Below are 22409 nucleotides of genomic sequence, written 5' to 3'. Positions count from 1 at the left end.
TTGTTAAAGAGCGTTTGAGCTGTGTTGCTCAACGAGGAGGCGAATTCTACATTCTTCTCCGAGACTGTCAACGCCGATTCCCAAATTATTTTTCTTTATTTCGGTTTCCCGCTATCAGGACAACCAGAACTGCTCAACCTTTGCACGAAATGTGCAAAATTCGAAATGACGCAACCTCATTTACCCCGAAACCCCTTCGCCACCAGGTACACTTCCCGGGACCGGGCCCTGGAAGAATCCGGTTTGCGCACGACTACTTTATCGAATACGGCACGCACGGCCTTCACATATTCGTCATAGCCTTCGCCGTGAAACACCTTGGCCACAAAGCTGCCTTTAGGTTTGAGCACCTGGCACGCCATATCCAGCGCCAGCTCTACCAGATACATGGACGCGGCCTGGTCTGCTGCATTCACGCCGCTGATATTGGGTGCCATATCGGAGATGACCACATCGGCACGGGTGCCGTCGAGTACGGCCATGATCTGGTCAAACACGTCCTGCTCAGTGAAATCACCCTGGATAAATTCAACACCCGCAATGGCATCCATGGGCAGTATGTCCGAGGCCACGACTCGCCCCTTGTGACCTACCAGCTTCGCTGCAACCTGAGACCAGCCGCCCGGAGCGGAGCCCAGGTCCACCACCAGCATATTAGGCTGGATCAGCCGGTCTTTGTCGTTAATCTCCAGGAGCTTGTAACTGGCACGGGATCGATAGCCATCTACCTGCGCCTGCTTCACAAAGGGATCGTTGACGTGCTCTTCGAGCCAGCGGTTACTGCTTTTGGAACGGGCCATGGGTGTCTTCTGTCTACTGCGGGAAAGACTGCATTGTACGCGGCCACCCTCACTACCGCAAAAGCCCCGAGCCTGACAACACAACGGGGCAACAGTACAATGACGCCACCGTTGCAACCGCTACCCAATGCAGGAACCCGGCCGTGAAACTGGATGACATCAAGAAACTGCACCAGAAAAAGTATCGCCAGTCACTGGGCTACTTCCTGGTGGAAGGGGAGCACCTGGTACTGGAGCTGGAAAAAGCCGCCGCCGGAAACCCGCACTGGCAGCAGGCCAAGCTGTTTGTCACCAGCACCTATGAACATTGGCCCAGCCCCTGGCCAAAAACCATCATCAGCGACCGCCAGATGGCTCAACTGGCCGACACCAAAACTCCGCAAGGTATTCTTGCCGTGGCGCCGCTTCCCACTGATAAGGCAGGCACATCAACAGCCGGCGGGAAAGCGGTCTATCTACATGAGGTTCAGGATCCTGGAAACCTGGGCACGATCCTGCGCACCCTGGCCTGGTTTGGCGGCATGCGCTGCCTGCTCAGCCCCGGCAGCGTCGATCCCTATAACCCGAAAGTTGTGCGCGCCAGCATGGGCGCCATCTTCCATGTTCCGCTGGAAACCGATGTAAACCTGGACACACTCCCCAGCCGTTACCCCCGCATTGCCTGCCTGGACATTGGCGGAGAGCCAATCACCAGCCCAGGCTTCCAGAGCCACGACTGCTATCTTTTTGGCAACGAAGCCCGGGGTGTACCGGAAGAGGCTCTGACCAGTCTGGGCGCCGGGCGCTTCACCATCCCCGGCGCGGCTGCGGTGGAGTCTCTGAATCTTGCTTCGGCGGTGAATATGGTGGTTTATGAGTTGAATCGGACATTGCCTTAGACAGAACTCTCTGGAGCTACCGCTCATGTACATCAATGGAAGTTGGATTAAAGACCGACCGGATTTCATCGTTACCAACCCGGCAACCGGCGAGACCATTGGACGGGTGCCAGACTGCACCGACCAGGATATCGAAGCGGCCATCGCCTCCGCCGACCAGGCATTCCGGGCGTGGCGAAAAACAACGGCCTATGAACGCTCGCAGCTACTTTACCGGGCCTGGGAGCTAATGATCCGCCAGAAGCGCTCACTGGCAGAGTTGATGACCCGCGAACAGGGCAAACCCCTGAAAGCTTCCCTGAACGAAGTACAATACGGCGCAGACTTCCTGCTGTGGTTTGCAGAAGAAGCCAAGCGCATGTACGGACAGATCATTCCCTCGGCCCGCGAGAATCAGCGTTTCCTGGTGCAGAAATCCCCAGTGGGCGTTGTTGGCGCAATTACGCCCTGGAATTACCCTATTTCGATGATTACCCGCAAGCTTGCTCCTGCTCTGGCCGCCGGCTGCACCGTCGTTCTCAAACCCGCCGAAAGCACACCTTTGTGTGCCGCCGCCATGATAGAAATCTTTGAGGAAGCCGGCTTTCCACCGGGGGTAACAAATCTGATTACGATTGAGAACCCCGCCCGGGTTGGCGAAGCCTTCTGTACAGACCCGCGCGTCCGAAAGCTCACATTCACCGGCTCTACTCCCGTTGGAAAAATGCTAAATGGATTAGCGGCCGCCAACATGAAACGAGTCTCAATGGAGCTCGGCGGCCATGCCCCGGCCATCGTATTCCCCGATGCAGACCCGGTGCATGCGGCCAAGGGCCTGTCTCTGGTCAAGTTCCTCAATACCGGCCAGGCCTGCATCAGCCCAAACCGGATATTCGTGCATGAAGACCATGCCAAACCCTTTATCAAGGAACTGAGCAACCGCGCCAGCCGACTTGTTGCGGGTAACGGTATGAGTGACGGCGTTGGCATTGGCCCGCTGATTAACGAAGCGGCCATTCAGAAAGTGGACGACCAGGTTCAGGACGCCCTTGCCCGAGGTGCCAAAGCTGAAACCGGCGGTCACCGCCTGACCGATAACGGGTTATCGGGTGGCCACTTCTACGCACCCACCGTGTTGTCCGGCGTAAAAGCGGATATGAAGATTTATCGGGAAGAAACCTTCGGACCGGTTGCACCCGTGATTACCTATCGCTCGGAAGACGACGTTATTGCCATGGCCAACGACACAGACTATGGCCTGGCGGCTTATATCTATAGCAACAACCTGGCCACCGCCATGCGGGCATTTGAGGCGCTGGACTTCGGCATTATCGGCATTAACGATATCAATCCCACCAGCGCCGCCGCGCCATTTGGCGGCATGAAGAACAGTGGCCTTGGCCGTGAAGGCGCCAAGGAAGGCATTGAGGAATATCTGGAAACCAAACTTGGCGGGTTTGCGATCTGAGCCTAAAAAGGCAGGGCAAGGACGCCACAAATCAGGCTGGAGGCTGCCAAAGATATCATTGAATACCTGAAACTCCAGCCATAGGCAGCAACCCGGGTGTCGTAACCGGTACAACGCTCCAATAGTAACGCGTTAGCCGAAAACGGCGTGCCGGCAATGGTAATCCCCCAGCCAGTTACAATGCCGAACCCGAGCGCCAGTAACCCGTAATCGGGCCATATCGGGCCGAGAATGCTGCCTGACAAAGTACCGGAAATGATCGGATTAACACCGACGGCACCGCCGGCAAAGAACAGCCAGGGCACCAACATGGCTACCAGTGGATAAGCCCACACCGGCAGCGAGAAGTCTGAACCCATCCAGTTCAGGGCGAAGGTGCCAATCACACCCCCCAGAAAAGACGAGCCCCCCATAATCGCCAACTCATTGTTCATCATCGCCAGCGACGGTATGAAAAGCTTGCCGTCCTGAATACGGCGGTACAGCAACCCCAGAACGACTGCGGTCAGGCAACTGAGCGTCACCGCCTGGGAATAAATCAGACCGGCTAGACTGGTGAGGGCAAATGCACCAAGACATATCAGCGCGATAGTACTCAGGAATCGGACCCAGGCTGGCCCCGCTCCCTCAACAGCGCCTACCACAACCTTACTCTCCGGGGCCTCCTGCTCCCGGAACACAGCGCCGGCGACAAGATACAAAGCAGCAAACGGCAGGGAGGCTGCAATCAGCTTCCAGCTGGAAAGCCCGGGCAGAAACGTCACCACCATGACAATCGCAATAGACAGAGGCGATGCCATGGGCGATGCCCCAAATCCGCGCACCACCGCTCTGGCGGCATTTCTTGCCAGCCCACTGTCGCCCCTTTCCCTGATCTGAACACCAATCATGGTGGCAATAACGCCCACGGCGCCAAAATTCAGCGGCACCGACAAAACGGCGGTGCCAGTGGTCACGCCCAGGTAGCGATGGGCAGGCCGGCCGCTAAACAAACTTCTGGAAATGATTTTTATATCATTCGACTGGGCCAGAACGGCAGACAACAGCATCACGGTGATGATTAGTGCACCGATCCTCGCCATGTTGCCGGATGCCCGCTCGAGTGCGACCGGCTCTATCGCAAGCGCGAGCCCCCCAAGAATCAGGATCAGGCTGAAAATCACCCGAGCGACCATTCTCAGATTGGCCCAGCCAAGCACAATAGCCAGGCACGCCAGCGCGGTTGTCAGATAACTGAAGCCTGGCAGAAAAGTGAATACACCGGCCAGAAGTGCCAGATAAGTCAGAACCGTCCGGTAGCTGGCCAACCCGTCTGGTCGCAGAAACGCTGTCATCCTCGTATCACCCGCACGTTCATATTGTTGTTAAAAACATTGCCTGCAAAAAAAGACCGCCGAGACTCCTGTTCAAAGTCTGGCGGTATAAAGGAGGGTCAACACTAAACCCCGGCGCTTCAGCCCATCCCCCGGCTGAAACACAGAGGCACATCCATCAGCTACGGCTTACCCAGTACCGACGAATTGCGAACGCCAGCGAGGCAACGGTCAGAAGAACAAATACCCAGGTAATCGGACCACGGAAGAACACCGACGGGTCACCCTTACTGATCAGGATGGTCCGGCGCAGGTTGTCCTCGAACATGGGACCCAGAATAAAACCGATGAGAAACGGAGCGGCAGCAATACCAGTGCGATTGAACACAAAGCCAAGAATGCCAAATGCCAGCATCAAGCCGATATCAAAGGTACTGTTGTTGACAGCATAGGCGCCGTAAATACAGAACATCAAAACGATCGGCAGCAAAATGGTTTTAGGGATATCAGCAATCAGGGAAAAATATTTGATAGCCGCATTACCCACTACCAGCAGAACCACAGAGCTCACCAGAATCCCACAGAACAGGGCATAAACCAGCGTCAGGTTTTCCTGGAACAGCACCGGCCCCGGAGTCAGCCCGTGAATCATGAAGGCGCCGAGAATAATGGCGGTAATAACGTCCCCGGGAATCCCCAGCGACAGCAACGGAATCAGGGTAGCACCGGCAACGCCGTTGTTACCGGCCTCGGCTGCCGCAACACCCTCAACCTCACCTTTGCCGAAGTTATCCTTTCTGGGGGATGTCCGCTTGGCTTCGCTGTATGAGATAAACGCGGCAGACGTGGCTCCCGTTCCCGGGATAGCACCAATGATTACACCAATAATGCTGCCCCGGATAATGGTCTTCAGAGACGCTTTAAACTCTTTCCAGGTCAGAGACGCACCCGTAACCGCGGTACGTATGTGTGGAGCAACCTTGGACGTGTAAAAATCGATAACTTCCGGTATTGCAAACAACCCGATGAGCAGCGGTATGAACGACACCCGGTCCATCAGGTTGTAGTTATCAAAAGTCAGGCGCTGCGTGCCGTATACCGCATCCAGCCCGATGGTGGAGACGATAATACCCAGAAACGCTGCAATGAGCCCTTTGACAACAGAATTGCCTGAAACCGAAACAATAATGGTCAGGGAGAAGCAGATCAGCCAGAAATACTCCGGTGGCCCGAAATTCAGCGCAATCTTCGCCAGGTAGGCGGCAAAGAAAATCAACGCCACGTTGGAAATCACATCGGCAACCACCGATGAATACAACGCCGTTTTCAGCGCCTTCTTAGCCTTGCCTTGCTGAGCCATCGGGTAGCCATCAAGCAAGGTACAGGCCGAGGCCGGAGAACCCGGGGTACGAATCAATATCGCAGTAATCGAACCACCATACATTCCGCCCTTATAAATACCGACCAACAGAAGGATCGCGGTCACCGGCTCCATGGAGAAGGTAAACGGCAGGGCGAGCGCAACCGCCATAGTTGCCGTCAACCCGGGGATGGCACCCACCACAACGCCAATCAGAACGCCGACAGCTATCGCTATAAAATTATCAACGCTCAGAAAGAGCGACATAACTTCTGAAAAATTTTCCATCTCTGGCACCCAAAGCTTTTGGACCAACGCCCGCCCCAACTGACCGGAGCCTGCGCATACTTAACGAGTTTTTGCTGGCTTCAGAACCAGGCTTCCCACAGCTCCCCAACAGGCAGGGGCACATTCAGCAGGTAAATGAACAACATGGTCACAAGCACCGGAAAGGCGATCGCGAGCAGATAGATCAGCGGATTACGCAGGCCACTGGCCAAAAACAGCAACACGCAGGCAAGCACACCACTGCCGATGGCACCCAACTGCTCAAAGAAAAACGCGTAGACAACACCTGCCGCTACCATCAAGGCCTGACGTACAAAAGACACGCCTCGGCGAAGCTCATCTCCAGGCTCTCGCTCGGGCGGAACTCGAAGGCCGGAGACCATCAGCACAAGAGACAGAACCAGCACTGACCAGCCGGCAACCTGCGGCAAGAATCGCGGCGACAGCAGCGGGTGCTGCATGAACGGAGGCGCTGAAATGTAGCTGGGGATGATGTAATAAAGAAAAACCAAGGCCAGAATAAAGAATACCGCACCCACGATTGTATTCGGATTGAGTCGGCCGTAATGAGTTGCCGGCGTATCGGCACTCTGGTTCTCGGAGATAGCCATGATAAAACTCTCGACAGTATTCGTTGATAAAGAAAAGGCGGGCCGGCCTGTCAAACCGGTCCCGCCCAGCGCAAGATTGATCAGCGTTTCAGGTTTGCCTTCTCAGCAACGTCTGCCCACTTTTCAAGCTCGTCAGCAACGAAGGCACGAAACTCGTCACCAACCTCTTTACCTGCTACCGCACCAAACTGCGGCAAGAAGCTTTTAAAGTTTTCGCTTTCAACAATTTTCTCGAGCGCAGCCTCAAGCTTCGCCTGCGCTTCCTCGGGGAGCGATTTGTGAGCAATCAGGCCAAACCAGGCCGAAGTCACGTAATCGCCAAGACCAAATTCAGAACCAACTTCCTGCAGCGTAGGTACCTCCGGCAGGAATTCTGAACGCTCAGCAGTGGTTACCGCCAGGGCCTTGAGCTTTCCGGATTGGATATGGGGGTAAACCGTCGGCATATTTTCAAAGGCCACGTCTACATCCCCTGCCAACAGCGCCGGCAGTGCTTCGCCTGAACCCCGGAAAGGGACGTGAATCAGGTTAGCCTGGGTCAGGTTCTTGAACAGCTCACCAGACATATGGATCGAGCTGCCGATGCCTGGGGAACTGAACGACAACTGCCCTTCACGTGCCGCAGCAACGAACTCTGCAACAGAGTTATAGGGACTGCTTGCCGGCACAACCATCACGTTCGGGATGTCGATGACATTACGAATGAACACGAAATCCTCAACCGGGTCATAGCGAAGGTTGGGATAAATCGACGCGCCGATGGTGTGCCCCGGGGATGCCATCACCAGCATATGATCAGAGCCACGGCCGCCACGTGCCAGCTGTGCTGTTGCAACAGTGGAGCCCGCACCTGGACGATTCTCGACAACAACGGTGGTGAGTTCTTTCTGAAGCAGGTCTGCCACCTTACGGGAGAGCAGATCTGTAGTGCCGCCAGCCGAATACGGTACGACCAGGCGAATGTTATCACTCGGCCACTCTTTGCCATGCGCAACTCCAGTCATGGCAATAGTGACAGATGCAACGGCTGCAACAACCGCGGATTTGAACAGTCTAGTTGATGTACTAATCATCTTGTCATTGTCCTGCTTATCTTTGGTTCGATTATCGAACATATGTTCGTATTGTCGAACGCCAATTTCACATAATACGCTTGTTCGTGCAAGTACTTTTACGAACAAAATCTGATCAATTGAGGGTAATACGACTAATAGACGGGCTGATGCAAAGAGGCAAAAAAGACAGGGGAAAGGAAAACGCCGAGGCCGGTATCAAGTACACCGGCTCCGGGCATGAACAACTTCAGGGCAACACGGCCGCTATGTTACGAGCAGCCGCCTTCATTATCGGCACATACTCATCAACGATTCGCTCCAGGGTGACAGAACTGACATGGCTGCTGGAGTTAAGCGCAAACCGCACCTGCCCCCTCCGGTCAATTACAGGGACTGCCACAGCACGCATACCCAACTCCAGCTCCTGGTCTACGATCGCGTACCCTTGCTCTCGAACCCTTTCAAGCTCCACTCTCAGTTCGTCCGGCCCCTTGGTATTCGGTGTATGCTTCTCAAAACGAGACTTTTCGAACACCGCCTCCAGTTCTGGCTTCTGCAAATACGCCATCAGAACGCGACCACCGGAAGTGGCATAGGCCGGCAACCTCGCACCAATCTGCAGATTGATCGGAATCAGGCCCCTGCGCGGAATACGAGCCACATAGACGATGTCTGCCCCATCCAGAACGAGCGCAGAGCAGGATTCACCCAACTCGTACGCAACCTTTTCCAGGTGGGGGGTTATGGTTTCCGAGAAGTCCAATGACGCAAGGTAGGCATATCCAAGCTCCAGCACCTTGGCCGTCAACCTGAACTTTTTGTCCTCCAGAGACACATAACCCAGTTTCTGCAGAGTCAACAAAAAACGCCGGGCTGCCGCTCTGGACAACCCGTTTTTCTCGGCAACCGCAGACAACGTCATGGACGGGTTTTCCGTATCAAAGGATCGGATAACTTCCAGCCCGCGCGCAAAAGTCGTCAGAAACTCCTTGTCAGCTCCTGACATATCCTTGTTTTGATCAGTCATGAAAACGTTCCGTAAAGCTGAGGTAAAACAACATCACCCCTTATTGGCGCTCCAACTATCCAGTGTTTTCCCTTCAAGAGCCAGTTGTTCCAGCAAAGGAGCTGGCTGCCAGTAATCCGCCCCGGTTTTGTCACGCAGCGCACAGATGCAGTCGTACACTTCCCTGAGCCCCATCTGGCTTGCCGTGAACATGGGGCCACCGCGGAATACCGGGAAGCCGTAGCCATTCACATAAACTACATCAATGTCACTGGGCCGTTGCGCTATTCCTTCACCGAGAATGTGGAAACCCTCGTTAATCAGTGCCATCAGGTGCCGGTCAAGAATTTCCTGATCAGTCATGGTCCGGCGCTGCACGCCGTGGGCCCTGGCCTGCGCTTCAATTACTTCCAGAACCTCTGGATCCGAAGACCTGGCCCGGGTCTCTGGGTCGTAGCGGTAGTATCCCGCTCCGGATTTCTGCCCCAAACGTCCCATCTCGACAAGCGCATCAGCAATGCAATAGCTGCGGGGGTCGCCTTTTTGCTGAGGAGTCAGGGCCTGACGGGCCTTATAGCCGATATCCAGGCCGGCAAGGTCACCAACCGCAAGTGGCCCCATGGCCATACCAAAGCGCGTGAGAACACCGTCAATCTGCTCAGGTGACGCCCCCTCAATCATCGACAGCTGGGCTTCCCGCGCATAGGGGCGCAGCATCCGGTTGCCGATGAAGCCGTAACACACCCGAGCCAGAACCGGCACCTTACCAATTTTCTTGCCCAGCGCCATAGAGGTCGCAATCACATCCTCAGATGTGGCGTCGGCGCGAACCACCTCCAGCAGGCGCATCACATTCGCCGGGCTGAAAAAGTGCAGCCCGACCACGTCCTGCGGGCGCGAAGTACAGGCAGCGATTTCGTTCACATCAAGGTAAGAGGTATTTGAGGCAAGAATGGCCCCGGGCTTACACACGCGGTCAAGCTCACCGAAAACCTGCCGTTTCACATCCATGCTTTCAAACACGGCTTCGATAACCAGATCGACATCGGCCAGGCTGTCATAGCTCGTGCTGCCAGTAATCAGGGCCTGACGTTTATCCGCCGCCTCCTGCGACATCTTGCCCTTACTGACCGTGATGCCGTAGTTCTTGCTGATCATCGCAAGGCCACGATCCAGCGCCTCCTGGTTAAGCTCCAACAGCGTTACCGGGATTCCGGCATTGGCAAAGGTCATTGCGATGCCACCACCCATGGTGCCGGCACCGATAATGCCAACACGGTTGATGGGTTTCGCCTTTGCATTTTCGTTAAGGTCTTCAACAACTGCGGCCTTGCGCTCGGCAAAGAACATATGTCGCATGGCGGCCGCCTGGTCAGAGCCGACACACTCAACAAAACTCGCCCTTTCGAACTGCAGACCGTCCTCAAAGGGTTTCGAGACCGCCGCTTCCACACAATCAACAATCTTCTGCGGAGCAACCTGCCCACGCCGGCGCTTGGCCATGTTCTTGCGCCATACTTCGAAGACATCTGCATCGCTTTCGGCAGCAGGCACCTCCAGGTCTCTGACCCGGCGCAGCGGCGCGCCCTCTTCCAGAAGGGATTGAGCATATGCCAGGGCCGAATCCTGCAGGGGCTCCTCAACCACACGGTCAATCATGCCCAGCTCCAGAGCTTTCGGCGCAGCCACTCGCTTACCAGAGGTAATAACATCCAGGGCCGTTTCCACGCCGACCAGTCTGGGCAAACGCTGTGTGCCACCGGCTCCAGGCAAGATACCCAGATTAACTTCCGGCAGGCCCACAGCCGCCGTATTCAGCGCGCAACGATAGTGACAGCTGAGCGCCAGCTCAAAGCCGCCACCCAGAGCCGTGCCGTGTAAGGCGGCAATAACAGGCTTTGCGGAAGACTCAATGGCTTCGTTCACTTCCGGCAGGGAGGGAGCCATAGGCGGTTTTCCAAACTCCTTGATATCCGCTCCGGCCACAAAGGTTCGGCCCTCACAGATCAGGACAATGGCCTTTGAGTTGTCCGTCTGAGCGTTTGTAATGGCGCTCATCACGCCCTCACGCACTTTTTGCGACAGGGCATTTACCGGTGGGTTATTGATGGTAATAACGCCGAAGTCACCAACCAGCTCATAAGTAACCAACATACGGAATTTCCTCTTCTGATAAAAAAAGAGCCGATCCCGCACTATCGGGAACGCGGTTCGGCTCTACAGAACACCTCAATACCGGCTAGATTACGCCTTTGTCGCGCAACGCCTTGATATCATCGTCTGACTTCCCTAGCACCCTGTTCAACACCGCAGCAGTGTCTTCTCCAAGCAGCGGAGGCGCCTTCTGGTAGGCCTGCCTGGTTTTGGAGAACTTGATCGGGTTTGCAATCCCCGGAACCGGGCCAATAGCCGGATGTTCCAGCTCGATCTTCATATTGCGCGCCTGAACCTGAGGGTCTTCGAATACCGCTGCAATATCCTGAATCGGGCCGCAGGGCACGCCCACAGCAACCAGTTTTTCCATCCAGTCACGACTGGTTCCGGTGCGGGTGCGTTCGCAGATTTTACCGACAAGTTCCGGCCGATGAGCAACCCGCTGGGGGTTGGTCTCAAAGCGCGGATCTTCAGACAGTTCCGGACACCCCAGAACATCACACAAACGCCTGAACTGGCCGTCGTTACCCACGGCGATAATTATCTGCCCATCACTGGTAGGGAATGGCTGATAAGGCGTTAGGTTCGGGTGGTATTCACCGGTCCGGGTTGGCACATCACCACTGCAGAAATAGTTGAGGGCCTGGTTTGCCAGCCAGCTAACCTGCACGTCAAGCAGAGCCATATCAATGTACTGGCCTTCACCCGTCTTCGAGCGATGATGGAGTGCCGACAGGATGGCAATCGTTGCGTTCATCCCGGTGGTCAGGTCAGCTACCGCCATGCCAACTCGCTGAGGGCCGGCACCCGGGTTGCCGTCGGCAACGCCGGTGATACTCATCAACCCGGCCTGCGCCTGCACCAGGTAGTCATAGCCGGGGTAACTGGCCATTGGGCCGGTCTGGCCGAAGCCGGTGATTGAACAATAGATCAACCCCGGATTCACCTTGGCCAGATCGTCATAGCCCAGGCCTTTCTTGGCGAGCCCGCCCGTTTTGAAGTTCTCAACCAGAATATCGCAGTCCGCCGCCAGTTCACGGACCAGCTGTTGCCCCTCTTCGCTGCCAAGATCAATCGTAACCGAGTGCTTACCCCGGTTTGCAGACAAAAAGTAGGCAGACTGCTTTGTCGGATTGCCGTCTTTGTCTTTCAGCCAGGGGGGGCCCCAATGGCGAGTGTCGTCACCGAGCTTCGGGCGCTCAACCTTGATAACCTCGGCCCCCAGATCCGCCATGATCTGGGTGCTCCAGGGCCCCGCCATAACACGGGACAAATCCAGTACACGAATGCCTGATAATGGACCTGACATCTCAATCTCCCCGATGTATCAAGCGTTCTGCGCGTTACGAATGAGGTGCTTGGCAATGACCAGCTGCTGGATCTGGGAAGTTCCCTCATACAGCCTGAACAGACGAACATCGCGGTAGAAGCGCTCGACACAGTACTCACCAATGTAACCTGCACCGCCATGAACCTGCACCGCGCGGTCTGCAACGCGTCCGACCATTTCCGTACAGAACAGCTTGCAGCAAGAGGCATTCATCGACACCGGCTCACCCGCATCATAGGATCTTGCGGCTTCTTCCACCATGCATTTGCCGGCATAGTATTCCATCTGGCTGTCTGCGAGCATCGCCTGAACCAGCTGGAAATTGGCAATCTCGGTTCCAAACTGTTTGCGCTGGCTGGAATAATTAACGCTTTCCTCAATCAAACGTTTTGCGGTGCCGACGCTCAACGCGCTGATGTGCAGACGGCCCCGGTCCAGCACCTTCATGGCTGTCTTGAAACCCTGGCCTTCTTTACCACCGATCAGCGCAGTCGCAGGCACACGCACGTTGTCAAAAATCACATCGCAGGTGTGAGAACCTTTCTGCCCCATTTTCTTGTCGGGCTTACCGAGAGTAATGCCCGGCAGGTCGGCATCAACCAGAAAGGCTGAAACGCCACGACCACCTTCCTCTTTGGTTCCGGTACGCGCCATGACCGTAAAGACTCCCGCACGGGGCGCATTGGTAATGTAGCGCTTGGTGCCGTTGATCACGTATTCGTCACCGTCGCGGCGCGCCATGGTGGAAACGGAGCCCGCATCGGAACCGGCATCCGGCTCGGTCAGGGCAAACGAGCCGATCAGTTCGCCGCTGGCCATCTTCGGCAGGTAGTGGGCTTTCTGTTCCGGAGTTCCGTCAATAATGATGCCTTGCGAACCGATTCCCACGTTGGTACCAAACATGGAGCGGAAAACCGGCGAGGTGTAACCCATTTCCTGAACCACCGCGACCTCTTCAGACATGGTCAGCCCGAGGCCACCGAATTCCTCGGGGATAGACAGGCCGAACAGCCCCATATCTTTCATTTCGTCGATAACTTCTTCCGGAATCCGGTCCTCCTCTGCAACCTGCATTTCCAGGGGAACCAAGCGCTCACGGACATACCGCCTGACGCTATCCACAAACTGATTCAAAGTATCTTTATCAAGTGCCATGCCGGCCTCCACTGAATTTCAGGTAGCGGAACGCCAGCCTCGAACAACTTTGTTCGATAATCGGTCATGGCGTTCGATTTTCGATTCGTGAGGACAAATGTCACACATTCTTTGCCCGCAATCAAGCCGAATGTCGACCACCTGGCTGTAGACCGGGCACCAGTACACAGCGAACAAACCAGCCCATAGTCTGAATTGACACGCCGACAAGCAGCGGCCTACACTAGAATTTACTGCAGAATTATATTTTGCACAGCGAAATAATAAACATAAAAGAGGATGACTTTATGAACAAAACAAAAACCAAGATCGTATCCGCACTTCTTGCATGCAGTGCAACCACTGCCTGGGCTGCAGGAAATGTTGATCTGCCACAAACCATCGGGATGACCGCCTATGGCACCAGTTCGGCCGGCTATAGCCAGATGGTTTCTATCGGCAACCTGCTACGTAATGAGTACGGCGTATCCCTGCGGATCCTGCCCGGCGAGAACGACGTTTCCCGGATGACACCACTCAGAACCGGGCGCGTACCTGTTTGTTCCTGTGGCATTGCCGCTTATTACGCCGCCGAAGGCGTACTGATGTTCTCCGAGGACAACTGGGGGCCGCAGCCGGTTCGGGTTATTACCACCTCCATTGCCAGTTTTGGCCTGAGCATTGCTGTAGCCGGCGATATCGGCGTAGAAACCCCCTATGACCTCAAGGGCAAACGCATTTCCTACATTCGTGGTGACGATGCCCTGAACCTCGGCACCGAAGCCATGCTGGCCTTTGGCGACCTCACCTGGGATGACGTGGAGCGGGTAGACTTCCCGGGATACGGCAGGGCCTTTGAAGGCATTGTTGCCAATCAAAGCGATACCGCATTTACCGTTTCTGTCGCCGGCGGCCCACAACAGCTTTCCGCCAGCCCGCGCGGTATATCCTGGCTGGAGCTTGATCCTGAGGACACCGAGGGCTGGGAGCGACTGCGCTCCGTGGCTCCCTATTTCCAACCGCACCGGGTTACTTCCGGCGCCGGCATCAGCAAGGATGAGCCGTGGATTGGTTCCAGCTACCCCTACCCCATCATCATCGCCAACGCCGATGCCGATAAAAAACTGGTGGACGGGCTGATTCGTGTCTTCACCGAGGATTACGACAAGTACAAGGACTCCGCACCGGGCAATGCAGGCTATGCGCTGGAGAACCAGAATCTCAACTGGGTCATCCCGCTGCATGATGTGGTCGTCGACTACTACAAGGAAATCGGCCACTGGACGGAAGACATGCAACAGCACCAGGACATGCTGGTACAGCGCCAGAATATCCTCCTGGACACCTGGGAGAGCTACACCAAGGCCAACCCGCCTGCCGACAAGGAAGCCTTCAAAAAGGGCTGGATGACGGCGCGGGCAGAAGCACTTCAAGCGGCTGGCATGAATCCGGTATTCCGGTAAAACCTGCTGTCCTTGTTGAAACCTGATTCCGGTGTAAAGACAAGGGGTCTGTTACACCGGAGTTCTTTCAGGAGTCTTACTGCATGTCTGAAACACACAACACTGAACCATCGAAAGAAAACGTCAGCGGCATCCGGCGGCTTTCCGGCGGATGGCCATGGGTCCCCAGGGTTGCAACCCTTGTCCTGACACTGCTGACGATTGACTACCTGTTCAATTTGCAGCTGATCAATATTGTTACCAAAGTGGAAAGCCAGTTTTTCTATGTGGTGGTGGCACTTATGCTACCGCTGGTTTTTCTGCTTTGGCCAATGTCACGCCACGCTTCCCGGAACAAGGTTCCCTGGTACGACATCATCCTGTTCCTTGCCGCCTCGGTTATCTGCGGGTTCTTTGTCTACAACGCGGAAACTATTCTGGATTACGGCTGGGAATACGCGGCACCACAATACGCCGTAGTGTTCAGCTTCCTGTTCTGGGTTACCGTCATCGAAGCCATTCGTCGGGCCGGCGGCCTGCCGATTGCCATGATTGTCGGTGTCGCCAGCCTGTACCCGATATTTGCAGACAAGCTGCCGGGCCCCATCCAGGGCTTTCCATCTGCCCCCGACCAGACCGCGATCTACATGGCCATGAGTCGAGAAGGCATCATGGGCGTGCCCTTACAAGCCTTTGCCAACATCGTGATCGGCTTCCTTCTGTTTGGCGTCGCCCTGCAGAAAACCGGCGGCGGTCGTTTCTTTATCAACCTGGCCTTCGCATTGCTGGGCCATGTTCGGGGCGGACCGGCAAAGGTTGCGGTTTTCTCCAGCGGCCTCATGGGATCCATGAGCGGCAGCGTAATCACTAATGTGATGACAACCGGAGTGATGTCAATTCCGGCAATGCGCCGAGTCGGCTTCAGCCGTTCCTACGCAGCCGGCGTAGAAGCCTGCGCTTCTACAGGCGGCGTTCTGATGCCACCGGTTATGGGTGCCACCGCGTTCATCATGGCCGCGTTCCTGAACATTCCCTACGGCACCATTGCACTGGCGGCAGTCGTGCCCTCCGCACTGTATTTCCTCGGCCTGTTTATCCAGATTGATGCCTATGCTGCGCGCAACAAACTTCAGGGCCTGCCGGCCAGCGAATTGCCGTCACTCAGGCAGACATTAAAGGAAGGCTGGTACTTCATCTTCGTGTTTGCCCTGCTGATCTGGATGCTGTTCTTCCTGCGACGAGAGGCCACGGCACCATTCTTTGCAACGGTTCTCTTGCTGGTGATCAACCAGGTACTGCCCTACCAGCGCTGGAAGTGGCAAGACGTGAAGGACTTCTTCGCAGAGTCAGGGAAGCTGTTTGCAGAGCTGATCGCGATCCTCACCGGTGTTGGCTTGCTGGTAGGTGCACTGTCGGTTACCGGGCTGTCAGGCACTATTGCCAATGACCTTATCTACCTTGCCGGTGGCAACACCCTGGTACTGCTGTTGATGGGAGCGCTGACCAGCTTTGTGCTCGGTATCGGCATGACGGTTACAGCTGCCTATATTTTCCTGGCGGTTGCGCTGGCACCGGCCCTGATAAACGGCGGCGGAATGGATCCCCTGGCCGTTCACCTGTTCATCCTTTACTGGGGCATGCTCAGCTTCATCACCCCACCGGTTGCCCTGGGCGCCTTTGCCGCTGCAACGGTTGCCGGCTCCAACGCAATGAAAACCGGTGTGGAAGCCATGCGGCTGGGCAGCGTGATCTACTTTATCCCATTCCTGTTTGTGCTTAATCCAGCGCTGATCTTTCAGGGTACCTGGAGCGAGATTCTCCTGGTGATTGTACAAGCACTGATTGGGGTAACGTTGATAGCATCGGCCATGCAAGGCTGGCTGATCGGGGTAGGCTCTCTGGCAGCAAGCAAGCTGTTGCAATGGCCAATCCGGCTGGGACTCATTGCCGGTGGCATGATCCTTGCCATCCCCGGTGGCGGACCGGTTCCGCTGACCAATCTGGAATTGTCTCTTATTAGTGCTGCGTTGATCATTCCTGCGGTCATCGCCGCCGCACTGACGCACAAGAAATACGAAAGAAGGGAAAAGGCCCTGGCCTGAGACGGTCCTGCCCGGAGGGTGACACACCCTCCGGGCAATTCAATTACAAAAAGCCGGAAAGTCTCTGGCGCACAATCCCTTCAGCCTCTTCCATGATTCTGCGGACCAACTCATCGCATGAAGGGATATCATTAATCAACCCAACAACCATGCCACAACTCCAGGCAGCTTCATCCATCTTGCCTTCCTGCAACACCAGCTTACCCTTTGCACCTGTGACAAGGTGACGGATATCGTCAATAGTTTCCTGATCACCCTTTTCACTCTCAATCCGGATGATTTCCCGCACGGCGGCGTTATCCATCACCCGCTCGGTGTTCTTCAGGTTGCGCATGATCAGCCGGGTCTGCAGTTCACTGGCTTCCACAATTGCCTGCTTCACGTTCTCATGAACCGGCGCCTCTTTGGTGGCCAGAAAACGGGTGCCCATATTCATACCTTCGGCACCTAATGCCATAGCCGCTACCAGGCTCCGACCATCGGCCATCCCGCCAGATGCAATAAAAGGTATCGTCAGCTCTTCGGCTGCACGGGGCAGCAGAATGAAGTTTGGCACATCATCCTCACCGGGATGGCCGCCGCATTCAAAGCCGTCCACACTGACGGCATCACAACCGATTCGCTCGGCCTTCAAAGCGTGGCGAACAGATGTGCACTTGTGGATAACCTTGATACCCGCAGCCTTCAACTGCTCCATGTACTGCTCGGGGCTGCGGCCGGCGGTTTCAACCGCCTTGACACCACTGCGGATGATAACGTCAATGTACTCGGGGTAAGGCGGCGCGTTGAAGGACGGCAGGAAGGTCAGGTTTACACCGAAGGGTTTATCCGTCATCTGCTGGCAGCGGGCGATTTCACTGGCGAGATGTTCAGGCGTAGGCTGGGTCAGGGCGGTAATCATGCCCAGACCACCGGCATTGGAGACTGCCGATGCCAGTTCGGCAAAGCCTACGTTGTGCATGCCACCCTGTACGATCGGGTGCTCGATTCCAAATAATTCCGTAATTCGTGTTTTCACGGCATCACTCTTTTGTTGTTGATAAACATTTCCGGCCCTTAAACGTGAAGGAGCCGCTGCTGCGGCTCCTTCGTTGTCTTGCGATTACAGCTGCAGCGAGCGAACTTCCAGAAACTCCTCAAGCCCCCACTTGCCGAACTCCCGTCCGATACCGGAATGGCCAAAGCCACCAAAGGGAGCCAGCGGGTTAAAGCCGCCACCGTTCACGGACACCTGACCGGTCCGGAGCTTTGCAGCAAAGGCCTTCGCCCTTTCCTGATCTGCCGACCAGACTGCTCCGGACAGCCCATAGGCTGTGCCATTGGCAATACGCAAGGCTTCGGCCTCATCGCTGTAGGGAATCACGCACAGCACGGGACCGAATATTTCTTCCTGAGCGATTGTGCTGTTCGGATCTACATTGCCAAAGACGGTTGCCTGTACAAAGTATCCCTTGTCCAGACCGTCCGGCGAATCCGGACCGCCGGCCATCAGGGTTGCGCCTTCGGCAACACCGAGCCGGATGTAATCCACCACCCGGTCCCGCTGTTGCGAGGAGGCCAAGGGGCCCAAACGGGTAGTTTCATCCAGCGGGTTACCCGGAGTCATTCGGGCCGCGGCTGCAGCCGCCAGCTTGCACGCCTCGTCATGGCGATCGGCGGGCACCAGCAGCCGGGTCAGGGCGGTGCAGGTTTGTCCGGAGTTGAGCAGGCAGTTGCTCACTGTGCCTTTTACTGCGGCTTCCAGGTCCGCATCCGGCAATACAACCGATGCCGATTTGCCGCCCATTTCCAGCGCAATTCGCTTGAAATCATCTGCAGCGGCGTGGGCAATCGTGTGGCCGGTACGAGTGGATCCGGTAAAAGACACCATGCGTACATCCGGATGCCGGATCAGGGTTTCACCAACGGTTTGCCCGGCCCCGCATACCATGTTGAACACTCCCGCCGGCAGGTCGGTTTCATCCAGAATGTCTGCGAGGATAAAAGCTGCCTGCGGCGCAATCTCAGAGGGCTTCAGCACGACGGTGCAGCCGGCAGCAATCGCCGGTACTACCTTCAGAATGATCTGATGCAGCGGGTAGTTCCAGGGCGTAATACAGCCCACCACTCCGACCGGCGCATATTGCACTTCCGAGTTACCAGACTGCTCAACGAACGGAAACTCCGGCAACATATCGGTATAGGTCTTGGTTACAGTTGCCGGCAGGCCAGCCTGGATTGCCGTGGCAAGCTTCAGTGGCATGCCCACTTCCCGGCTGACCGCTTCCGCAATTTCCGGTGCCCTTTGCTTGAGTCCAGCATGCAGCTGGCCAAGCACGTTCACCCTTTGCTCTACAGAACTTTCAGACCAGGCCTCAAATGCTGCATGCGCAGCGGCAATTGCAAGCTCCATCTGCCCCGGATCGGACATGGGCACCCGGGCAATCACGTCGCCGGTGGCCGCTTCATGCACATCCGCCATGTCGCCGCTCCAGTCAACCCAGCTGCCATTAATGTAGTTCTTGTTCAGAATCTTCATGTTTTTCCCTCAGTCGAAGACAATCACGCCACGCGCGTTCTTGCCCGAGATCATGTCGTCAAAGGCCTGAACAGCTTCATCTATGGAGTAAGTCTGGGTGATCAGCTCATCGAGTTTAAGTTTGCCCGCACGGTACAAACCCAGAAGTCGCGGGAAATCGTGTTGCGGCCGGGCTGAACCCAGCCAGCTGCCCTTCAGGGTGCGCTCGTCGGCCGGCAGGGTGAGCGTAGTAATCGAGGTTTTGTCTTTCGGGTCAGCGACCCCTACCACGACAGCGGTACCACCGCGCCCGAGAGACTTGTAGGCTTGCTCAACCACGGCACCGGCACCAACACACTCAAAGGCGTAATCCACGCCGCCGGTCAGTTTTCTGATGGCCTTGGCGGCATCGTCCACTTCATTGAGGTCAATCGTGTGGGTGGCACCGAATTCCCGCGCCATGGCGAGCTTTTTCGGGTTGTTGTCCACCGCCACAATCATTTCGGCACCGGCGGTTGCGCAGCCCTGAACGGCGTTCAGGCCAACACCGCCAATACCGAACACCGCAGCCCTGGAACCCGGCTCCAGCCCGGCAGTATTAAATACAGCACCCACACCGGTCATCACGGCACAGCCCACCAATGCGGCGTTCTGTAGTGGCACATCCTCTGCAACCTTCACGCAGTTATCCACATGCAGGGTTGCATACTCCGCCATCACGCCACAGGCGCCGAACACATTCAAGGGCTCGCCCTGACTGTCGCGGGTTCGAACGGTTCCATCGGGCAGTGTAAACATCGCCTTGCGGGCGCTTTCACACAGAACCGGATGGCCACGCACACACTGGCGGCACTTGCCGCACATTGAGATAAACGAACTAACAACGTGGTCGCCTTCACTGAAGCCTTCCACACCCTCGCCAACTTCAACCACCACACCGGCCGCCTCGTGGCCCAGCACCAATGGCGGTGGATACTGAATCTTTCCAGTGGTGGCTGAAAGGTCGCTGTGGCACACGCCGCAGGCGGCAACCTTGATGGTTATCTCGCCCCGTTTTGGTCCGTCCACCGTAATCTGTTCGACCTGTACCGGCTTGCCCCACTCCCGGCAGACCACCGCCTTTGCTTGTCTGTCCATTACCCTGACTCCTGTTGTTTTTGTGTTGATTCAGAGTTGGCGAGGCCCGTCAGAAAGCCTCGTCAAACATATCCAGTGCCGTTGAGTCCACCGATTGCAGCAACTCAGCCGTTGCAACCACTCCGGGCAATTCGTACCGGCAGAAATAATCGCAGGCGCGCAACTTACCCTGATAGAAGCCCTCCGTCTGCTCACCGGCCCCGCCTAGTCCGACAAGGGCTTTCAAGGCCTGTCGCACCCAGAGCCAGCCGACAACCACCTGCCCGAAGGCGTCCAGGTACAGAGTGGCATTTGCCAGTGCTTTTTCCTTGTCACCGGAGGCCTTTACCTCATTGATCACCCGGGTAGCTTCAACCATTGCTGACAGGGACCGCTCAAGCAGCCCGGCATTAGAAGCCAGCCGTTCCTGCTTGCGGGCCTCGGCAATAGTGGCTTCAATCCTGCGCACCAGTTCGCGGTAATACCGGCCATCGGCCATGGAAACCTTGCGACCAAGCAGGTCGATGCCCTGAATACCATGGGTGCCCTCGTGGATCGGGTTAAGCCGGTTATCCCGGTAGAACTGTTCTACCGGATATTCCCGGGTGTAGCCGTAGCCACCATGCACCTGAATTGCCAGGCTGTTAGCTTCGAGACAATAACGGGAAGGCCAGGACTTGATCACTGGCGTGAGCAAGTCGAGCAGCCCGGCGGCAAGCTCACGCTGCTCGCCAGTTTCCGCAAACTTCTTCTCGTCCACCAATACTGCACCCTGCAGACAGAGCGCCAGCCCACCTTCCACATAGGCCTTCTGGGCCAGCAGCATGCGCCGGATATCAGCATGGCGGATCAGAGGCACCTGGGGGCTTTCCGGATCCTTCTCTCCAACCGGACGCCCTTGCTGCCGCTCGAGGGCATACTCAAGCGCATGAAGATAGCCGGTGTAACCCAGCATCACCGAGCCCAGGCCAACACCAATCCGGGCTTCGTTCATCATATGGAACATGGCAGCCAGGCCCTCGTGGGGCGCGCCAACCAGATACCCGACCGCCCCCGCTGCCTCACCAAAGTTCAACATGGTAGACGTCGTGCCACGGTATCCCATTTTGTGAATCAGGCCAGCCAGGGCGACATCATTGCGCTCGCCTAAAGAGCCATCTTCGTTAACCAGGACCTTCGGCACCAGAAACAGGGAAATTCCTTTTACGCCGGCCGGGGCCCCAGGTAAACGCGCGAGTACCATATGAATGATGTTCTCGCTCAGCTCGTGATCACCACCGGAGATGTAGATCTTGTTACCAAATAACCTATAACTGCCATCCGCCTGCGGCTCCGCGCGAGTGCGCAGATCTCCCAGAGAGGATCCTGCATGGGGCTCGGTCAGGCACATGGTGCCGAAAAAACGCCCCGCCAGCATCGGCTCGGCGTAGCGGCTTTTCTGCTCGTCGGAGCCATGGGCGAGAATCAGGTTAGCTGCCGCAATAGTCAGCCCGGCGTAGCCCTGAGTCCCTACGTTGGCTCCTTTGAGCATCCCCACACACATCTGGGCAACCGCACTGGGCAACTGCATGCCACCGCGCTCGTAGTCCTGGCTGGCCGCCATCAGACCAGTACTTTTCAGTACGTCCAGCGCCTTGTGAACTTCCGGGCGCATGTGCACACGGCCATTCTCGAAGGTCGGCTCTTCTTCATCCACCAAGCGAGCATGGGGTGCGAACTCCTCTGCGGCAACTTTCAGCGCCAGGTCCAGCGCCGCCTGCAGCGTTTCACGACTATGGTCCTGATAGCGCTCAAATCTGAGCACCTTCTCTACTTCATGAAGTTCATAAAGCTGGAAAGCCAGGTCCCGGGTACTGACGATTTTCTGCTGCATGAC

At 56.3% G+C, this 22409-nt stretch carries 17 protein-coding genes; 4 read left to right on the top strand and 13 right to left on the bottom strand.

Features of this window, described 5'->3' with window-relative positions; genetic code table 11:
• Positions 1-176: 176 nt before the first annotated feature.
• Positions 177-800, bottom strand: coding sequence for a 23S rRNA (uridine(2552)-2'-O)-methyltransferase RlmE (gene rlmE / locus B2589_RS14055; RefSeq protein WP_094624538.1), 624 nt, complete (start codon positions 798-800; stop codon positions 177-179).
• A 143-nt stretch (positions 801-943) separates the two neighbouring features.
• On the opposite strand from rlmE, the gene B2589_RS14050 reads away from it, so the two are divergent.
• Both B2589_RS14050 and B2589_RS14045 read left to right on the top strand, forming a co-directional pair.
• The gene (locus B2589_RS14050; protein ID WP_286817002.1) at positions 944-1678 is read left to right on the top strand and encodes a TrmH family RNA methyltransferase; all 735 of its coding nucleotides are present in this window, start codon (positions 944-946) and stop codon (positions 1676-1678) included.
• A gap of 25 nt (positions 1679-1703) precedes the next feature.
• A complete protein-coding gene (locus B2589_RS14045; RefSeq protein ID WP_286817001.1) occupies positions 1704-3125 on the top strand; it encodes an NAD-dependent succinate-semialdehyde dehydrogenase in 1422 nt (473 codons plus the stop codon).
• A 2-nt stretch (positions 3126-3127) separates the two neighbouring features.
• On the opposite strand, the gene B2589_RS14040 is transcribed toward B2589_RS14045, so the two are convergent.
• The 8 genes from B2589_RS14040 to B2589_RS14005 form a co-directional block, all read right to left on the bottom strand.
• On the bottom strand, positions 3128-4459 hold the full coding sequence (locus B2589_RS14040; RefSeq protein WP_286817000.1) for a hypothetical protein: 1332 nt from the start codon (positions 4457-4459) through the stop codon (positions 3128-3130).
• A 157-nt stretch (positions 4460-4616) separates the two neighbouring features.
• Positions 4617-6086: a tripartite tricarboxylate transporter permease gene (locus B2589_RS14035; RefSeq protein WP_199457896.1), complete on the bottom strand. Its 1470-nt coding sequence runs from the start codon at positions 6084-6086 to the stop codon at positions 4617-4619.
• Positions 6087-6166: 80 nt separating this feature from the next.
• The gene (locus B2589_RS14030) at positions 6167-6697 is read right to left on the bottom strand and encodes a tripartite tricarboxylate transporter TctB family protein (protein WP_232901772.1); all 531 of its coding nucleotides are present in this window, start codon (positions 6695-6697) and stop codon (positions 6167-6169) included.
• Positions 6698-6777: 80 nt separating this feature from the next.
• Positions 6778-7770 carry a Bug family tripartite tricarboxylate transporter substrate binding protein gene (locus tag B2589_RS14025; protein ID WP_199457918.1) on the bottom strand — a complete coding sequence of 331 codons (993 nt, stop codon included), beginning with the start codon at positions 7768-7770 and terminating at the stop codon, positions 6778-6780.
• 229 nt (positions 7771-7999) lie between these two features.
• Positions 8000-8779, bottom strand: a complete 780-nt coding sequence (locus B2589_RS14020; protein WP_199457894.1) for an IclR family transcriptional regulator domain-containing protein — start codon at positions 8777-8779, stop codon at positions 8000-8002.
• Positions 8780-8812: 33 nt separating this feature from the next.
• Positions 8813-10912 carry a 3-hydroxyacyl-CoA dehydrogenase NAD-binding domain-containing protein gene (locus B2589_RS14015; RefSeq protein ID WP_286816999.1) on the bottom strand — a complete coding sequence of 700 codons (2100 nt, stop codon included), beginning with the start codon at positions 10910-10912 and terminating at the stop codon, positions 8813-8815.
• An 85-nt stretch (positions 10913-10997) separates the two neighbouring features.
• On the bottom strand, positions 10998-12221 hold the full coding sequence (locus B2589_RS14010; protein WP_058342398.1) for a CaiB/BaiF CoA transferase family protein: 1224 nt from the start codon (positions 12219-12221) through the stop codon (positions 10998-11000).
• An 18-nt stretch (positions 12222-12239) separates the two neighbouring features.
• Positions 12240-13397: an acyl-CoA dehydrogenase family protein gene (locus B2589_RS14005; RefSeq protein WP_199457891.1), complete on the bottom strand. Its 1158-nt coding sequence runs from the start codon at positions 13395-13397 to the stop codon at positions 12240-12242.
• A 287-nt stretch (positions 13398-13684) separates the two neighbouring features.
• On the opposite strand from B2589_RS14005, the gene B2589_RS14000 reads away from it, so the two are divergent.
• Both B2589_RS14000 and B2589_RS13995 read left to right on the top strand, forming a co-directional pair.
• A complete protein-coding gene (locus B2589_RS14000; protein ID WP_058342396.1) occupies positions 13685-14839 on the top strand; it encodes a TAXI family TRAP transporter solute-binding subunit in 1155 nt (384 codons plus the stop codon).
• An 83-nt stretch (positions 14840-14922) separates the two neighbouring features.
• On the top strand, positions 14923-16920 hold the full coding sequence (locus B2589_RS13995; RefSeq protein WP_278351233.1) for a TRAP transporter permease: 1998 nt from the start codon (positions 14923-14925) through the stop codon (positions 16918-16920).
• A gap of 43 nt (positions 16921-16963) precedes the next feature.
• Here the strand turns inward: B2589_RS13995 and B2589_RS13990 are convergent, their stop codons facing one another.
• From B2589_RS13990 to B2589_RS13975, 4 genes are all read right to left on the bottom strand, one after another.
• Entirely contained in the window at positions 16964-17938 is a 975-nt protein-coding gene (locus B2589_RS13990; protein WP_278351232.1) for an NAD(P)H-dependent flavin oxidoreductase, read from the bottom strand.
• A gap of 84 nt (positions 17939-18022) precedes the next feature.
• On the bottom strand, positions 18023-19438 hold the full coding sequence (locus tag B2589_RS13985) for an aldehyde dehydrogenase family protein (RefSeq protein WP_286816998.1): 1416 nt from the start codon (positions 19436-19438) through the stop codon (positions 18023-18025).
• Positions 19439-19447: 9 nt separating this feature from the next.
• Positions 19448-20554 (bottom strand): zinc-binding dehydrogenase, encoded by a 1107-nt coding sequence (locus B2589_RS13980; RefSeq protein WP_058342392.1) that lies wholly within the window; start codon positions 20552-20554, stop codon positions 19448-19450.
• 49 nt (positions 20555-20603) lie between these two features.
• Complete coding sequence (locus tag B2589_RS13975; RefSeq protein ID WP_278351230.1) at positions 20604-22406, bottom strand: acyl-CoA dehydrogenase; 1803 nt, start codon at positions 22404-22406, stop codon at positions 20604-20606.
• Between the last annotated feature and the right edge of the window lie 3 nt (positions 22407-22409).

It is taken from the genome of Marinobacter sp. UBA3607, assembly GCF_002375525.1.
Taxonomy (GTDB): Bacteria; Pseudomonadota; Gammaproteobacteria; order Pseudomonadales; family Oleiphilaceae; genus Marinobacter; species Marinobacter vinifirmus.
The sequence above is the reverse complement of the archived record's forward strand: the minus strand, read 5'-3'. Positions and strand labels throughout refer to the sequence as shown.

Bases quoted from the DNA above. Each gene is read 5' to 3' on its own strand.
- B2589_RS14045 (WP_286817001.1), top strand. From the start codon at position 1,704: ATGTACATCAATGGAAGTTGGATTAAAGACCGACCGGATTTCATCGTT.
- B2589_RS13980 (WP_058342392.1), bottom strand. From the start codon at position 20,554: ATGGACAGACAAGCAAAGGCGGTGGTCTGCCGGGAGTGGGGCAAGCCG.
- B2589_RS14040 (WP_286817000.1), bottom strand. From the start codon at position 4,459: ATGACAGCGTTTCTGCGACCAGACGGGTTGGCCAGCTACCGGACGGTT.
- B2589_RS14020 (WP_199457894.1), bottom strand. From the start codon at position 8,779: ATGACTGATCAAAACAAGGATATGTCAGGAGCTGACAAGGAGTTTCTG.
- B2589_RS13985 (WP_286816998.1), bottom strand. From the start codon at position 19,438: ATGAAGATTCTGAACAAGAACTACATTAATGGCAGCTGGGTTGACTGG.
- B2589_RS14025 (WP_199457918.1), bottom strand. From the start codon at position 7,770: ATGATTAGTACATCAACTAGACTGTTCAAATCCGCGGTTGTTGCAGCC.
- B2589_RS13995 (WP_278351233.1), top strand. From the start codon at position 14,923: ATGTCTGAAACACACAACACTGAACCATCGAAAGAAAACGTCAGCGGC.
- B2589_RS14005 (WP_199457891.1), bottom strand. From the start codon at position 13,397: ATGGCACTTGATAAAGATACTTTGAATCAGTTTGTGGATAGCGTCAGG.
- B2589_RS14015 (WP_286816999.1), bottom strand. From the start codon at position 10,912: ATGTTGGTTACTTATGAGCTGGTTGGTGACTTCGGCGTTATTACCATC.
- B2589_RS14010 (WP_058342398.1), bottom strand. From the start codon at position 12,221: ATGTCAGGTCCATTATCAGGCATTCGTGTACTGGATTTGTCCCGTGTT.
- B2589_RS13975 (WP_278351230.1), bottom strand. From the start codon at position 22,406: ATGCAGCAGAAAATCGTCAGTACCCGGGACCTGGCTTTCCAGCTTTAT.
- B2589_RS14035 (WP_199457896.1), bottom strand. From the start codon at position 6,086: ATGGAAAATTTTTCAGAAGTTATGTCGCTCTTTCTGAGCGTTGATAAT.
- B2589_RS14000 (WP_058342396.1), top strand. From the start codon at position 13,685: ATGAACAAAACAAAAACCAAGATCGTATCCGCACTTCTTGCATGCAGT.
- B2589_RS14030 (WP_232901772.1), bottom strand. From the start codon at position 6,697: ATGGCTATCTCCGAGAACCAGAGTGCCGATACGCCGGCAACTCATTAC.
- rlmE (WP_094624538.1), bottom strand. From the start codon at position 800: ATGGCCCGTTCCAAAAGCAGTAACCGCTGGCTCGAAGAGCACGTCAAC.